This is a genomic window from Bradyrhizobium sp. CB82, assembly GCF_029714405.1.
Lineage (GTDB): Bacteria > Pseudomonadota > Alphaproteobacteria > Rhizobiales > Xanthobacteraceae > Bradyrhizobium.
The window spans coordinates 4,979,047-4,993,955 of record NZ_CP121650.1 but is presented as its reverse complement, the minus strand read 5'-3'; the positions used below and the strand labels follow the sequence as shown (position 1 = coordinate 4,993,955).

Sequence of the window (14,909 nt, the reverse complement as noted above, 5' to 3'; positions counted from 1 at the left end):
TCATGGGTACGCTGATTGGATATGCCCGAGTCTCGACGCAGGGTCAGGACTTGAGCGACCAGTTGGACAAACTGGCGGGCGCTGGGTGCAAGACCGTCTACCAAGAGAAGATTTCCGGCGTGCGGGCGGACCGGCCGCAACTGGCGAAACTGATGGTCAAGCTGCGGCCGGGCGACGTTGTGATCGTGACGAAGCTGGACCGGCTCGGCCGTTCCACCCGCGAGCTACTCGATCTGATCGACCGCATCGGCAAGGCTGGGGCGGCGTTCAAATCGTTGGGCGACCCGCTCTGGGACACCGGCACTCCGCAAGGACGGCTGCTCTCCACGTTGCTGGCTGCGATTGCTGAGTTCGAGCGCGAACTGATCCGCGAGCGAACTGGGGCGGGCCGCGAACGTGCCAAGCGCGATGGTGTGAAGTTCGGACCGAAGTTCAAACTCTCGGCTTATCAGCGCGCCGAGGCATTGCGTCGGCGATCGGCAGGTGAATCGATGACCGACATTGCGCGCAGTTATGGTGTCGATAAATCGATGATTTCGCGGATGAGATGATTGAACACCCGGCAAGACCATCCGAATAAATACCCCATACCTCCCGAGGAACCATAACGATCGTCAATAAGGTGACGTACACCCCCTGTGTGTAGCGGTATAAAACGGGACTGCCCTCCGATGATCCGGCGCGCCTCCTCTGAGCATGAGGGCTTGGGCGTAGGGTTCGCGGAGAACCAAAGGGGCCATTGAGATAGATCAAAGGACGTACGCGCGAGCGCGCCGCGCCTGTGGGTTGGCGGCGGGCTTCAAGTTACGCGTTCCGGCCGGTGAGGAACGCGTCGGCAACGAGCGCGTTGCCGAACTGTTGACACCATGACCACCGTCAAGATCCTCCACCTCAACGACGGCACCTATGCCGTCACCGTCAACGGCGAGGTCGTCTTCGCCGGACTTCTGACCAGCGCCGCCGCATGGGAAGAGGCCGAGCAGCTGGTGGAGTCTGACACCGCCGAGGCCAGTGATAAGTTTGGTGATAGGTTTGGCGGCGCCAACGGTGACAGAGCGCGCCACCACTAGCCGGCCCGGCCCGTAGGCCCGTACACACCTACGCCCCGAAATTTTTTCCTAGCGGACCAGCACAGCGATCGCAGCCATAAAACCGAGCACGAGAACGGTGCCGGCTGCGAGGGCGACAAGGTCGATCGCAGGGTTATGGATGTGAAGGCGCATCGTCGCCTCCTCGTTACCCGGCCCCGCCGCCATCGGGGCAATGAGGGGAAGCGGCGACGGGACCACACGCGGCTCCAACAGCCGCGCATATAGGAACCGTCGACTCGGCCGATCCGTTCCGGGCTGTGCAGTAGGCCGGTTCAATTTGGTATGCTTTGAGACACCCACGCAACCGCGCCCCTCAGATTTTTTTCGGAGGAAGCCTCCGTTTCTGCGCTACCTGCGTCCGGCCGGTGCCTTAGACCCCGCCGGAGGACGGCTTTTCGAAGGGTAGTTATATCCGGCGGGGCCGCGCGGCCCGCGGAGATACCGCGCCCAGAACAACGGTGCTGCCGGTGGTATCGTTCCAGGTCGGCAACTTTGTACTGATCGCACCGAGATCCTGCGCGCTTTTGCTTGCTTTTGCCTGTGGCATTGCCCATGTGGCATTGCTACGCAACGCCACAGAGGCGACCATGAAAGTCTTCGGATATTCCAGAGTTTCAACGGCAGAGCGGGCAAAAGGCGGCCTTTCGCTCGACCAGCAGCGCCAGCAGATCGCCGGCTACGCGATGATGAAGGGCTGGCAGATTGCCGAGTTCTTCATTGAGGAAGGTGTCTCCGGTTCGGTACCGCTCGCGGAACGGAAGGAAGGGCAACGTCTCCTGGCCGCGCTGCAGCCGGGCGACGTCATCATCACCGCGAAGCTCGATCGCGCTTTCCGATCGGCGGCCGATGCGCTCGGCACGCTGGAGCAGCTGAAGGAATGTCCGAAATCGCCACGGCGGTCGCCGCTGCGGTGGAGCAGCAGGGCGCGGCGACGCACGAGATCGCTCGCAACATCCAGCGGGCGGCCCAGGGCACCGGCGAGGTCAGTGCCGGCGTCGCCGATGTGCAGCGTGGCGCAGCCGAAACGGGCAGCGCATCGGCCCAGCTCCTGTCATCCGCCGGGCTGTTGTCGCGCGATTCGGCTCGACTCAAGGACGAGGTCGCGAATTTCCTGCGCACTGTTCGGGCGTGACGCGCTCCTGAGAGTGGGTGGCTAGTTGCTGGGCGCGCGGCTTGCGCAGCTAGTGCAAGGTTGTCCACACCGACCTGCAGCGAGGAGGATTGCGAGGAGTCTCTTCATCTCGGCTGCGCACGAAGCAAGCCAACGCCGTGATCGAGCCGATCCATCCCAAGGCGATGCCGGTGATCCTGACGACCGACGAGGAGCGCGACGTATAGATGCGCACACCTTGCAGACGCGTCAGGCCGCCGTGCGAAATGATCCGTCACTTGACCTTCTGTGCGTCCGAGCTATTGGCTGGTGCAGCGTCGAGTGCCTGGCCTTTGCGATAGGCGGTCTTGTGGTATTGATTGCCTTGCTTTGCGATCTTTGTTGTCCAACCCGTGTTCCAGGTAATCACCGCGGCGTCACCCTCTTCCTTCCATGTCCCGGTCATGCCCTCGCCTCGGGTTGCTTTCGCCGCGCCACCGCTGGACAGCGTAATCTCGAAGGGCTGCCCAGCCGTGTCCTTGACCTGCCACACACCTTCGAAAGCGCTTGCCGCCAGGGCCGAAAGGCTCGTCATGCCAATCAGGCAACCGGCCGCTACCGTGGTTATCAATTCTCTCCTCATTGTGGCTTCCTCCTGAATGTGAGTGCGCAATGCGAGCCAGAACTCGGCGTTCTGCGCGCCCACCGTCGAATTGTGGATTTCCGCAGCACCGGTTGATGACTCGGTAAGCTGACGGCAGGACGCCTGCACAACCCAAGGGTTCCCGCGCGGCGGCTGCGACATAATGACCTGACTGCCTGATGGTCGTCGCGCCGATCCACCCGAAGGCGATGCCGGTGATCCTGACGACCGACGAGGAGCGCGACGTCTGGATGCGTGCGCGTGCGCCATGGGATGAGGCGATGGCGCTGCAACGGCCGTTGCCGGATGACGTGCTTAAGATCGTGATGCGCGGTGCCGACAAGGAAGATAGGATGGCGGCGTGGAGGTTCCGATGTCCAGCATTCAGACGTTCGTCGTGGGGCTCGACACGCCGGAGTTGGCCATCTGCGCGCGGTGGCGCGCCAATGCGTTTTCGGTGCTCCGTGCGTCCTTCGAAGAAGAATTGAGATCGTTGGAGTTATTTGCTTCCGATCAGAGCCACGGTGTGGCGCTGGTCGCGAAGGCTGATGGTAAGCCTATCGGCACGTGCCTTCTCGTCGGCCGGTGCGGCCGAGCAGGACTGCGAGTAAGCGCGGGGGACAAGGGGGAGCATATCGAGGGCTGGCCAAACGCCGGAGATAAAGAGGTCGTCTGCACCAGTTGACTGGGCCGGTGCCGATTGCTTCCGCTTCTGGGGCCCGGAGGTGAAGTCGCTCGGCGCACGTTGGCGGCAACTCATGACGGCCATATGCAGTCACCGAGCGGATGAAGGCCGAGGTGACTGGCAACCTTCTGAGGAGGTCGCGATGAGGATTGAGAGCATCACATTTGGCGCGATTACGATTAATGGAAAGACTTATGAGCACGACGTCGTCATTCGCCTTTCCGGCAAGGTTGTGAAGCGGAAGAAGAAGTTATCAAAGAAGTTCTATGGTACCTCGCTCGTACTTTCAAAAGTCGAGGCGAAATTTCTCTTTGAGAAAGGGTGCGATCAGGTCGTCATTGGCTCGGGTCAGATGGGCAACCTCCACCTATCACGGGAAGCCGAAGCCTATTTCGAACGGAAGGGCTGCGAGGTCCTGTTGAAGCCAACACCCGAGGCGATTCGGATGTTCAACCAGTCGCACGCAACGAAGATTGGGCTGTTTCACGTGACCTCCCCGCCAGTCGAGGCTTGCCCGCGCATCAAGGCTCTGCGCAAGCTGTACTGGAAAAATACGAGCGAAGCGCGCGGCTTGCGGCTCATGCGGGACTGGCTATCGCCAGACCAACGAGAGCAATTCGATGGCTCAGGCTGTTTCGAAGTCGTCGGTTGTGACAGCGGAAAAAGATACCGCATCTATTATGGGATAGTTCCGCCGAACGTTTATGAGATCGATGATGCGGGCCGTCCCAGGGTGGGTTTGTGTTTCATGCCTCTTGGCCGCCTGGTGGCCGGGGACGTCATTCTTGCCCAAAAGATTGCCTTGGAGTCGGACGAGCACAGCGCGTTAAAGGTAGCTAACAGAATTTGGCCAAGCCGAGAATTGCTCCGCAGCCGATCTCTCTGAACCCGGTCCTTGGTGACCGCGGGAATCTTCTGCTCTTGAAACTTCGCGGCTTCGGCCGGATTATCGGACCCGGGTCCTTGAGTATCGGCAATCCGAGGAGGATTACCATGGCAATCCAGATCGTGATGGACCGTACCGGCGACAGCCGGCACCGTTTCGACCCGAACGACGCAGAGGAGCTGGCGACGGCGGATCAGCGCTTCTGTCCGTGGTCAACGCTTGGCCGCCACATCATGCTGTCAGAGGGAGCGGTGAGCCTATCTAGATACGCGTGGGTTCGTCGGGCGACGGCCACTGGGCGTGTAACGGCTTCACCGCATCCACCGTCCCGGCGACGGGACTTCGGGCACTGGGCTTCTGTTCAGCCCGATTGCATTCCAGCTCTTCTCCTCGTGCTCTATGCTGCGATCGGGCCCGCGTCAGCCCAGCGGTAAGTTGTGCCGTCGACCCAGATCCGATGCAGGATCACTGCGAGCTTACGTGCCAAGGCGACTTTGGCGCGCTTCGAGCCTCGCCGCTTGGCGACGTCCATCCCCCAGCGCTTAAGTTTTGAGAACCGGGTGATGCGCGACAGCAGAACGTTGGCGGCCTCATACAACACCGTACGCACTATCTCGTCGCCGGCCAGCGTGATCCCGCCCGTGACGTCCTTTTCGCCCGATTGGTACTTCTTTGGCGTGAGCCCGAACAGCGCGCCTGCCGATTTTGACTTCGTGATGCGATTGGGGTCGTCAATCGCCGATTTGTAGGTAATAGCCACCAGAGGACCAACGCCTGGCACTGTCATTAGCCGGCGACAGACCGCATCGTCACGCACCGTTGCCAGCACAGCCTTGTGTAGCCTTCCGTACTCAGCCTTCAAGGCCGATCGCGCCGAAAGCATCGCTGCGGCAATGCGCTCCAATGTCGCCTGACCCGCAACCAACTCACGGATCCGCGCTTCGAAATTCTTCCGCGTCACCGGGCCAACCTTCAGCCCAAAGCCGCGCAAAATCCCGCGGATGCTCAATTCCACGTCAATCAGCCGCCCGAGAAGCTGTTTGCGTGCGATCAGAAGGGCCCGGATCTCTTGCGCATCGACCGACTTTGCGTGTACCGGCCGGAACCATCCCATCCGGATCAACTGGGCAATCCCGCGCGCATCCTTGCGATCCGTCTTGACCGTCATCGCAGATAATGCGGCCTTTACATGTCGCGTTTCCAGCAGAACCGTTTCGAAGCCTGCTCTTTTCAGCGCCGCATGCAGCCATTGCGACAGTGGCCCAGCCTCCAGCCCGATCCGCTTCACTGCAAAGCCAAGCGTCTCAAAAAATTCAACCAAGGCGTCGGGTTCGCTCGCGACCTTCGCCTCCTTCAGGATCTTACCCTGGGCATCCACAACGCACACGCTCGACAGTTCCAATGATACGTCGATTCCGGCATAGTTCTCCACGGCTGTCCTCCGTCTCCAGATGCTTGGGGCCGACTCAGGTCGTGACCCCGTTTCATCATCTATCGGGGGACAGCCACCATCATGACCCCTTGCTCGGAGCAGGGCCCATTACGGCATCTAGATAGTCGGCGCAGATCGCCGCCAGCGCGTTGCCCTGTGGCGATCGGTTCGGGCTGGTCGGATCGCGTGGTCGCCCGCCGGATCGCTTGGTCGACGGTCTCCCACTGGTCGCCGTACAGAATAAACGTCATGTCGCGATAAGGCGAGCGGTCGCCAATGGGCAGTTCTGGCATCTGCTCCAATTCGGCGACGCCCACCGAGAGTTTCGATAACTCGTCCTCGCTGATGCCGGTAAGCCCGATCTCGAAACCGCCTTCCAGCAAGTCGCTCAATTCGAGCCGCAGCATCTCGTCATCCCAATCGGACGCATCGGTGAGCCGATTGTCCGCGATGACATAGGCGCGCTTCTGAGTTTCGCTCCACCCGCGCGCCACGATGACCGGGACCTCGGCGATCCCGATCAATTTTCCCGCCGCTAGCCGCCCGTGACCGGCCAGAACCATCCCGTCATCGGCGGCGAGGATCGGCATCGTCCAGCCCCACTGGCGGATCGATGCCGCGATCTGCTCGATTTGCTCGGGCGAGTGGCGCCGCGAATTCCGCTCATAGGGCCGCAGCCGCCCGATCGGCCAAACCTCAACGACGGCTTTATCGATCAAAGCGTCCATTTTGAGAGCCGATTATTCCTGGTTTAATGGCCGTTTTCCGCGCTTCCGGGGCTCAATCAAAGCCGAAAACGGAAAGGGCCTGATATGCGCAAGGTTCGCGGTCCCGCGATCCCGCGCCGGATTGCCGGATCGGTAGGACCCGGTGAAAGCTCAGAGCAGCGACGTCCGGGCGACCGACCCGGTAGGATATTGCTCAAAAAGGCGGTGAGTGGTCTAACGGGGCATGCCGTCCGACCGCCACGCCATATACCGCCCGAGCAACTTGGCTTCCGAACTAGCGGAAGCGAAGCGGCAGGCGCTCGAAGCGGCACAGTCGCTAGATATGCTCAGGAATACTCCGCCACCCGACACATTCTTGGGCCGCCAGCATCACGAGATCATCCCGCTCGCAGACGATTAGAGCGCCTTGGCTGCGGCCAGTCCGAAGTCGCTTGGTGGATGTACGAATTAACTGGGATCGGTTCCCATATCGTGCGAAGATGGAACCATGGACCTTTCTGGTGCGCCAGCACTTAGCGGAAGCCGAGCAGCACGTAGCACTCGGTAAGCGCCACATTGCCCGGCAGGTCGAGATCATTGACGAACTAGCGCGGGCCGGTCACGACACGGGCTTGGCGTTGGATGTGCTGGATAGCTATCGCCAACTACAGGTCAGCCACTTAGCGCATCGGGACCACACCTGAAAGAATTGGAGGCAGTTGGGCGTGCCCCCGGTTGAGAGATGGGTATTATTCACCGACTAATTCAAGACGCCGCGCTTGAGCCGGAAATGGTCAGCCGTATCACGGCAGCTTATGAGCAAGCGCTCCATACTCTTTGCGTCAATGATCGTGACGACCCTCTTACGGAAATGGTCGCTAAGAAGATCATCAAGGTTGCACAATCTGACGTCCGTGGCCCGGCGGAAATTGCGGCTCTTGCGATGAAAGAATTCCAAATGCGGTAAGGCTTTGGGGCCACGCAAGCGGGCCCAATCAGCGGTGCCCGGGGCCTTGCCGAGCGCGCGCCTTGTCCAGTTCGAGGAGTTCCCGCATTGCTAGGACACTTCGAGGGAAACCGGAAAACGTTCTAGAGCAGCAACATGGGAAGTCCGCCCCAGTACTTGCACGATTGACGGCCACACTTAGCGTCGTAAGGCGGATCGTCCTGTAATGGAGATCGGCAATGATCTTCATGTTGTTTGCCGTAGCCATCGCCGCCCTGTTTTTTGTCGGCTCACTCATCTTGCTACGTTTGGGTCAGCACCTCGGCCTGCGGTATCGCAAGCGGAGCGGCACCGAGGGCACCGGAGGGTTGGCGACCGTCGAGGGTGCGATATTCGGCTTGATGGGCCTGCTGCTGGCTTTCACCATCTCGGGTGCGCTTCAACGGTTCGACGACCGCCGACAACTGGTTATTCAGGAAGCGACAGCAGCCACCACGGCGTATGACCGTCTCACTCTGTTCGGCGGAGACGACGCACGGAAGCTGCAAAGCAGCCTCAAAGAGTACGTTCGGGCTCGCGTCGATCTATATCGGATGCCGCATGATTTCCTGTTGCTCCAGCGAGCCGAGGATTTTTCGGACCCGCAGGAGGGCAAATTACATCAACTCAAGAATGAGCTATGGGAAGCGGCGGTGGCGGCTTGCCCGCAACCAAACTACCGTCCCGCATGCGCTCTGTCGCTCCCAGCGCTGAACAGCCTCTTTGAGGTCGCTCGCCTGCGTGCAGGTGCCTCTGAAAAGCACCCGCCACAGATCATTTACCTTATGCTGTTTGGCCTTGGTCTAGGTTGTTCACTGCTTGCCGGGTTCGGCATGGCCGCGAGCGCAGGGCACAGCTGGATACACATGGTGCTCTTTGCCGGAACTCTGACCGTCGCACTCTACATCGTCACCGATATGGAATATCCGCGCCTCGGCCTCATCCGGATCGAGAGTTTCGATCATTTCCTCCTCGACGCCTACGAGCAAATGCAAAGCGCGGTTCCCGTCGGGAACATGCGCGATCAATGATCGGGCGAGCCAACGACTTTGATCCAGGTCAAAACTGATTTCGACGTGAAGCGAAGGCTCTTTTCGGGTGCCGACCTGTAAGCGCTTGGCATCGCTGCGAGGCTGCACGGCACGGCACCCCCAGCAACGGGAGGAACGTCATGCTTCGATATGTTATCGCTGCTCTTGCAGCGCTCGTTCTTGTAGCCGTCAGTCTCGTCCCCGATGATGCATATGCCCGCCGTGGCGGCGGTGGTGGCTTCCGTGGTGGCGGAGGCTTCCATGGAGGTGGTATGCGCGCCGGCGGCTTCCACGGCGGTGGCGCCCGCGTCGCCCATGTGCGGGGTGGAGGATACCGGGTTGCGGCAGGCCGCTACGGCGTCGCTGGCCGCGGCTATGGCTATCGGCCGATACCGGGCCGCCCAGTGGCGCGCGCAGCAGTTGCCCGAGGCGTCTATCGCAATGCAGCCTATCGGGGTGCCTACCGCGGCGCGGCCTATGGAGTAGGTGCGGCAGCGATAGGAGCCGCCGCAGCCGGGGCCTATGGCTACTACGGCGGTTATAACAATTGCACTTACGACACTTACGGAAATTGGATCTGCCCGGGCCAATATCCCTACGGCTACCGTTACTGATCTATGCCCAATCACACTCTGGCGGCAGTGGCGAAGGACTCTGCCGCCTTGGTCGCCCACGGCACATGCGTCTGGTTGAATTTCGCCTCGCCATAATTGCAATTCTGCCGTTCGGCCATAGTCCCACGCGCTAACTGGCTCTCAGCTTGGATGGAAGTACAACAGGAAGATCACCGCGACCGCGACAATAAAATTCCAGGCGAGCCACCCCAATAGATATAGGTTGCTTCGATTATTCATGGTGCATTCTCCGGCACGTTCAGCAGATTGGGTCGCTAGACATCGCGAACGTATAGATTGTGTAGATTGTGCTGTGCCGGTTCAGGCCGCAAACACAAGCACCATGACCGAGCCCCAGGTTGTGAGCAGGATGTTCGCGATGGGATAGGCCGGCGTATAGCCGAGCACGGGCACCGGGCTTCCCGAGCGCTCCTGGAGCGCGGCCATTGCCGCGGTTACGGTTTGCGCCCCGGTCAAACCGCCAAGCAGAAGGACTGGGTTCATGTGCAAAACGAAGCGACCGAAGCAGAATCCGACGATTTGCGGCAGCAGGGTCACTACCATGCCGCCGAGCAGCAGGCCGATGCCTGATTCCCGCAAGGCGGAGAGGAAGATCGGCCCGGCGTGGATCCCAGTGAGCCCGACAAACGCGGCCAGTCCGAGTGACGTCATCAGGCTGATGGCGCCGTCCGGAATCCGGCCGAAGCGCGGATTGAGGGTGCGGAGGTAGCCCACCAGAAGCCCGGCAAGCAGCGTGCCGACGCTCGTGCTCAGCGCGATCTTGATGCTGCCGACAGGAAAATTCACGAGAACGCCAACGATGCCGCCCAAGAAGATGGCGAGCCCCAGCACCACGAAATCGATGCTGGTGCTGGGGGCGACGATGACACCGATAGTTCTCGCCGCGTTCTCCACGACCGGTTCGGGGCCGACGATGCGCAGCAGGTCGCCACGCTGCAGGACCACGCCGGGAGCAATCGGAAGCTCTTGGCCGCCCCGGCTCAACGAGCGCAAATAGAGGCCGCGTGTCCAGTCCTGCTGCGAGGCCTCCTGCAGGTTCATGCCCGCGAGCTTGGTGTTGATCAGGAACACGTCAGCGGAGATCAAGGGAATGTCGAGCAGCTCCCTGTCCTCGACCTCCTCGGCGCGGGAGCCGATCAGTTCTACGATGATCTGGCGCGGAGCCGATATGGTGATGACGTCACCTGGCGCGAGGATGGTGCCGGGCTCCGCCTGGAAGATGCGTTCTCCTTGGCGGATCCGATGAATGAACAGGCGGTACTCGGGCAGGCGGGCTTCGGCGGCCGCGGCTGTCGATCCGACGAGGGGAGAGTGCTCGTCCAGCCTATAGGCACGCAGCTCGAATTTTCGCCACGCGGACGCCAGACCCGGCTTGGTGCGGGTCATCCCCAGCGACTGCTCGAGCTTGAGCGCCTCTTGCGGCAGGTCGATCTTCAGGAGTGCCGGCGCGACCACCGTGCAGAACGTGATCACGCCCGCATAGCCGAAGATGTAGCAGACCGCATCGGCAACTGCGATGTGCGAGACATACAGGGCACGCTGCGCTTCGGGCGCCGAGAGGCCGTTGACCGCGTCGGTCGCCGTTCCCATCGCCGCGCTTTGACTGAGCGCCCCCGACATCAGCCCCGCTGCAAAGCCGGGATCGAGCCCGAGTATCCTCCCCACGACAATTGCGGCCGCGAGGCCGGTGAGGCACACGACGACGGCGAGAAGCATCGGCTTCACCCCGTCGCGCTTCATCGCCTGCGCGAATTGCGGACCGACGGAATAGCCGACTCCGAACAGAAACAGCAGAAACAGGAAGGATTTGGTCATGCTGGAAACGGGTACATGCGCGAAGTCGCCGACCGCCAGACCGGCAAACAACGCGCCCGTGACCGGGCCGAGACTGAAGGCACCGATCTTGAAACTTCCGATCCAATAGCCCGCGGCGATCACCAAGAATAGCGCGAGCTCCGGATAACGAACGAGAAACTGCTCCAGCCAGCTCAGCATCTCGGGCCGCCGATTTCTACGTCATCAGCATGACGAGCACCATGCCCCAGATCGTCAGCAGGGTGTTTCCAACCGCGTAGGTGACGGTATAGCCAAGCCCCGGAATCTGGCTCCTGGCGCGATCGTTGATCATACCGAGCGAGGCAGTGGTGGTCCGTGCGCCGGAACAGCATCCGAGCACGATGGCGTCATGGAAACGGAACAGATATTTGCCGACATACATTGCGAGGATCAGCGGCACGGTCGTCACCACGACGCCCCACAGGAACAGGCCGATGCCAAGCGCCTTCAGGCCGGCAACGAATCCGGGTCCCGACGAGATACCGACTACGGCAATGAAAACGTTCAGGCCGACCGAGTTCATGAACCAGACAGTAGGTGAGGGAATCCGGCCAAAGGTCGGCCGCACGGAACGCAGCCAGCCGAAGAAAAGGCCGGAGATCAGCGCTCCGCCCGAGGTGGACAGCGTGAGCGGCACACTGCCAATCTTGTAAACGATCGCGCCGACCAGCGCGCCGATGGCAATGGCGGCACCGATAAAGGCAACGTCGGCAATATCGGTTGCCCGATCCGGCCGGCCAAGCATCTTTGTTGCGGCTGCGACATCGGGCGTGCGTCCGACGATGGTGGCGATGTCGCCCCGGTTCAGCTTGGTGTTGGGAAGAATGGGAATCTCGACCGCGATCGCACCCCTCGTGATCTTGCGCAGGAATACGCCGCGCGATGCCGGGCTCTTCGCCAGCTCCTCCAGGGTCTTGCCGTCGACGTCCTTGCTGGTCACGTAGACATCGACACCTTCGATCGGCATGGCGAGCAGCTCGCGATCGTCGACTTCCTCCGCTTGTTCGCCGATCAGCTGGACGAGCACGTCGCGCCGACCCGCCACGGCCACGACATCACCCGCGTGAATCACGGCATCGGCGATGGCATCGACGATCTGCCCGTCCTGTCGCAGCCGGAGAATGAACACCCGCTGATCGGGAACCAGCGCCTCGGCCTCCTGCACCGTCCTCCCGACCGCCGGGCCGCGCTCGCGAACGCGGAATGCACGGACCTCGAACTGGTGCCAAGCGGTGCCGGGACCGCCCAACTGCTTCTTACCGCCGTGCTCCTCCTCATATTTCTTGCACGCCGCTTCCAGATCGATGCCGAGCAGGGCCGGGCCAAGCAGAGCAAGGACGATCGCGGATCCGACCGTGCCGAAGATGTAGGTGACCGCATAGGCGACGGGCATGCCGTCGAGGATCTTCTTGGTTTCTTCCGGCGAGAGCCCGAGCCGGTTGATGGCATCGGTCGCCAGACCCATTGACGCCGAAATCGTCTGCGAACCGGCATAAAGTCCGGCGGCCGAACCAACATCGTACCCGGCAATCTTCGCCCCGACATATGGGGCAAGAAGGCAGAACACGCACACGACGGCAGCGAAGATCGCTTGGGGAATACCGTCCTGCGCGATGCCGCGCACGAATTGCGGCCCGACGCCGTAGCCGATGGCGAACAGGAACATCAGGAAGAAGAACGGCTTGAGCGGGCCTGTAATCGTGATCCCGATCTGGCCGATAATAACAGCGGCAATCAGCGTCGCGGTGACAGCCCCCAGTCCCAGGCCCTTGTAGGTGAAGGAGCCAAAATAGTAGCCCAACGCCAAGGATAGGAAGATCGCGATTTCCGGATAGGTCTTGAGCGTCTGAAAGAACCAGTCGATCATGATGTCACCTGTCCATGTCGTCCGAAAGCATCGGCACACGCACGCGGCGCGACGTCGCGGATCGAAGAACCGGCGACGACAGCTGAAGCCGTATCGATCAACATGAGGCGACGGTTCGAATGGGCGTATCTTGATCTATGTCAAGCGCAACTGCGTGAGCCTCGCGTCATCTGCGACCCTGCCGACGAAATCGTCTCGCTGCATTGCAGCGTAGCGGTGAGAGCTTGATCCACCTCATTCCAAAGGTTGCATAGCTCGGGAGTGTCATATGGCCGATATCTTGACCCTGAAGAAATTCGAGGCGCTGAGCCCGTTCGAGATCAAGGACGAGCTGATCAATCTCGCCAAGGCGACGTCGAAACGGACGCAATCCGCGTTCCTGAACGCCGGCCGCGGCAATCCGAACTGGGTGGCCACCACGCCGCGCGAAGGTTTCTTCCTGTTGGGACAGTTCGCGATCACCGAAAGCAAGCGGGTTATGGAGCACCCGGCAGGGATCGGCGGCATGCCCCAAGCGAAGGGCATTGCCGCACGGTTTGACGCTTGGCTCGCCAAGCATTCCGACATGCCGGGCGCAACCTTCCTTTCGGAGATGCTGCCCTTTGCGATCAAGAAATTCGGCTTCGACCCGGATGCCTTCGTCCACGAGCTTGTCGATTCCATCATCGGCGACAATTATCCGGTGCCGGACCGCATGCTGGTGCACAACGAAAAGATCGTGCACGAATATCTGATGTGGGCCGTTTGCGGTGAGCCGCGGCCGGCCGGCAAGTTCGACATCTATGCGGTCGAGGGCGGCACGGCGGCGATGTGCTACCTCTTCAAGTCGCTGAAGGCCAACCGCCTGTTGCTTCCTGGCGACACCATCGCGCTGGGAACGCCGATCTTCACGCCCTACATCGAGATGACACATCTCGAGGATTACGACCTTAAGGTCGTCCAGATCAGGGCGCCGCAGGAAAACAAATTCCAGTTCACCGACGAGGAAATCAAAAAGCTGGAGGATCCGAAGATCAAAGCCTTCTTCATCGTCAATCCGGCCAATCCCTCCGGGATGGGGGTGAGCCCAGAGACGATCGGCAAGCTGGGCACCCTGGTCAAGACCAAGCGCCCCGACCTCATGCTGCTCACCGACGACGTCTACGGTACCTTCGTCCACGGTTTCCGCTCGCTGCTGGGCGAACTCCCGCACAACACCATTGGCGTCTATTCCTATTCGAAATACTTCGGCTGCACGGGATGGCGGCTCGGCGCCATCGCCATTCATGAAGACAACATCTTCGACAAGATGATCGCGAAGCTTCCCGACGCCGCTGTGAAGGCGCTCGACAAGCGTTACGGGCCGCTGACGCTGGAGCCGCGCAAGCTCAAACTCATCGATCGCATCGTTGCCGACAGTCGCGACGTCGCGCTCAACCACACTGCGGGCCTGTCGCTTCCACAGCAGGTGATGATGAGCCTTTTTTCGCTCGCGGAGATGATGGACGCGAAGAAGGCCTATCAGACCGCCTGCATGGAAATCGTCAACAAGCGCCTGTGGTTGCTGCTTGATGGCCTGGGACTTGCCGACAAGCTGTCGCCCAATCCAAATTACGACGCCTATTACGGCCTAATCGATTTCGAGTTCTGGGCGCGGAAGAACATCGGAGACGAAGCCGTTGACCACCTCAAGAAGCACGTCCATCCGCTCGATCTCGCATTCCGTTTGGCGGAAGCCCACGGGATCGTACTGCTGAACGGTGGCGGCTTCGATGCCCCCGAGTGGTCGCTCCGTGTCTCCCTGGCAAACCTGCCAGACGACGTTTACGACGATATTGGACGGGGCGTTCGAACGATTGCTAGAGGATACCGTGATGCATTCGAAGCGGCTAAAGGTAACGCGGCTACGGCGACGCCCCGATAGAGCGTTGCCAGCGCGCTTCTTTTGGATCAAGAGGCAACGAGGAGCCTGAAATCTGATTCAGATCGCATGGACCACGAGGTCGGCTCCCGTCCACTGGATCGAGGTCCTCGACCAACAG

At 60.9% G+C, this 14,909-nt stretch carries 14 protein-coding genes and 4 pseudogenes; 13 read left to right on the top strand and 5 right to left on the bottom strand.

Annotated features, from left to right (window positions below):
* Positions 1–2 precede the first annotated feature (2 nt).
* From QA640_RS24295 to QA640_RS24280, 4 genes and pseudogenes are all read left to right on the top strand, one after another.
* Positions 3–551, top strand: coding sequence for a recombinase family protein (locus tag QA640_RS24295; protein ID WP_283035467.1), 549 nt, complete (start codon positions 3–5; stop codon positions 549–551).
* A 315-nt stretch (positions 552–866) separates the two neighbouring features.
* Positions 867–1,070: a hypothetical protein gene (locus QA640_RS24290; RefSeq protein WP_283035466.1), complete on the top strand. Its 204-nt coding sequence runs from the start codon at positions 867–869 to the stop codon at positions 1,068–1,070.
* Positions 1,071–1,678: 608 nt separating this feature from the next.
* A pseudogene (locus QA640_RS24285) lies at positions 1,679–1,909 on the top strand (recombinase family protein); the annotation flags it as partial.
* 59 nt (positions 1,910–1,968) lie between these two features.
* Positions 1,969–2,223 (top strand): annotated as a pseudogene (locus tag QA640_RS24280) (hypothetical protein); the annotation flags it as partial.
* Positions 2,224–2,476: 253 nt separating this feature from the next.
* Here QA640_RS24280 and QA640_RS24275 read toward each other — a convergent pair.
* Positions 2,477–2,986 (bottom strand): hypothetical protein, encoded by a 510-nt coding sequence (locus tag QA640_RS24275; protein WP_283035465.1) that lies wholly within the window; start codon positions 2,984–2,986, stop codon positions 2,477–2,479.
* Between the two features lie 20 nt (positions 2,987–3,006).
* Between QA640_RS24275 and QA640_RS24270 the strand changes: the two are divergent.
* From QA640_RS24270 to QA640_RS24255, 4 genes and pseudogenes are all read left to right on the top strand, one after another.
* Positions 3,007–3,312, top strand: a pseudogene (locus tag QA640_RS24270) (hypothetical protein); the annotation flags it as partial.
* Entirely contained in the window at positions 3,198–3,509 is a 312-nt protein-coding gene (locus QA640_RS24265) for a hypothetical protein (RefSeq protein ID WP_283043129.1), read from the top strand. The pseudogene QA640_RS24270 and the gene QA640_RS24265, both read left to right, overlap by 115 nt.
* 73 nt (positions 3,510–3,582) lie before the next feature.
* Positions 3,583–3,906, top strand: a pseudogene (locus QA640_RS24260) (hypothetical protein); the annotation flags it as partial.
* Between the two features lie 183 nt (positions 3,907–4,089).
* Entirely contained in the window at positions 4,090–4,395 is a 306-nt protein-coding gene (locus tag QA640_RS24255) for a hypothetical protein (RefSeq protein WP_283042872.1), read from the top strand.
* A 397-nt stretch (positions 4,396–4,792) separates the two neighbouring features.
* On the opposite strand, the gene QA640_RS24250 is transcribed toward QA640_RS24255, so the two are convergent.
* Both QA640_RS24250 and QA640_RS24245 read right to left on the bottom strand, forming a co-directional pair.
* Complete coding sequence (locus QA640_RS24250) at positions 4,793–5,827, bottom strand: IS110 family transposase (protein ID WP_283035464.1); 1,035 nt, start codon at positions 5,825–5,827, stop codon at positions 4,793–4,795.
* Between the two features lie 59 nt (positions 5,828–5,886).
* Positions 5,887–6,555 carry a ParB/Srx family N-terminal domain-containing protein gene (locus QA640_RS24245; RefSeq protein WP_283035463.1) on the bottom strand — a complete coding sequence of 223 codons (669 nt, stop codon included), beginning with the start codon at positions 6,553–6,555 and terminating at the stop codon, positions 5,887–5,889.
* 434 nt (positions 6,556–6,989) lie between these two features.
* On the opposite strand from QA640_RS24245, the gene QA640_RS24240 reads away from it, so the two are divergent.
* From QA640_RS24240 to QA640_RS24225, 4 genes are all read left to right on the top strand, one after another.
* The gene (locus QA640_RS24240) at positions 6,990–7,238 is read left to right on the top strand and encodes a hypothetical protein (RefSeq protein WP_283035462.1); all 249 of its coding nucleotides are present in this window, start codon (positions 6,990–6,992) and stop codon (positions 7,236–7,238) included.
* 38 nt (positions 7,239–7,276) lie between these two features.
* On the top strand, positions 7,277–7,501 hold the full coding sequence (locus QA640_RS24235) for a hypothetical protein (protein ID WP_283035461.1): 225 nt from the start codon (positions 7,277–7,279) through the stop codon (positions 7,499–7,501).
* A gap of 218 nt (positions 7,502–7,719) precedes the next feature.
* The gene (locus tag QA640_RS24230) at positions 7,720–8,550 is read left to right on the top strand and encodes a hypothetical protein (RefSeq protein WP_283035460.1); all 831 of its coding nucleotides are present in this window, start codon (positions 7,720–7,722) and stop codon (positions 8,548–8,550) included.
* Between the two features lie 140 nt (positions 8,551–8,690).
* Positions 8,691–9,164: a hypothetical protein gene (locus QA640_RS24225; RefSeq protein WP_283035459.1), complete on the top strand. Its 474-nt coding sequence runs from the start codon at positions 8,691–8,693 to the stop codon at positions 9,162–9,164.
* A gap of 321 nt (positions 9,165–9,485) precedes the next feature.
* Here the strand turns inward: QA640_RS24225 and aspT (QA640_RS24220) are convergent, their stop codons facing one another.
* Together aspT (QA640_RS24220) and aspT (QA640_RS24215) are read right to left on the bottom strand one after the other, a co-directional pair.
* Positions 9,486–11,180: an aspartate-alanine antiporter gene (gene aspT / locus QA640_RS24220; RefSeq protein ID WP_283035458.1), complete on the bottom strand. Its 1,695-nt coding sequence runs from the start codon at positions 11,178–11,180 to the stop codon at positions 9,486–9,488.
* 16 nt (positions 11,181–11,196) lie between these two features.
* A complete protein-coding gene (aspT, locus tag QA640_RS24215; protein ID WP_283035457.1) occupies positions 11,197–12,888 on the bottom strand; it encodes an aspartate-alanine antiporter in 1,692 nt (563 codons plus the stop codon).
* Positions 12,889–13,156: 268 nt separating this feature from the next.
* On the opposite strand from aspT (QA640_RS24215), the gene aspD reads away from it, so the two are divergent.
* Positions 13,157–14,791 (top strand): aspartate 4-decarboxylase, encoded by a 1,635-nt coding sequence (aspD, locus tag QA640_RS24210; protein WP_283035456.1) that lies wholly within the window; start codon positions 13,157–13,159, stop codon positions 14,789–14,791.
* Positions 14,792–14,909 lie beyond the last annotated feature (118 nt).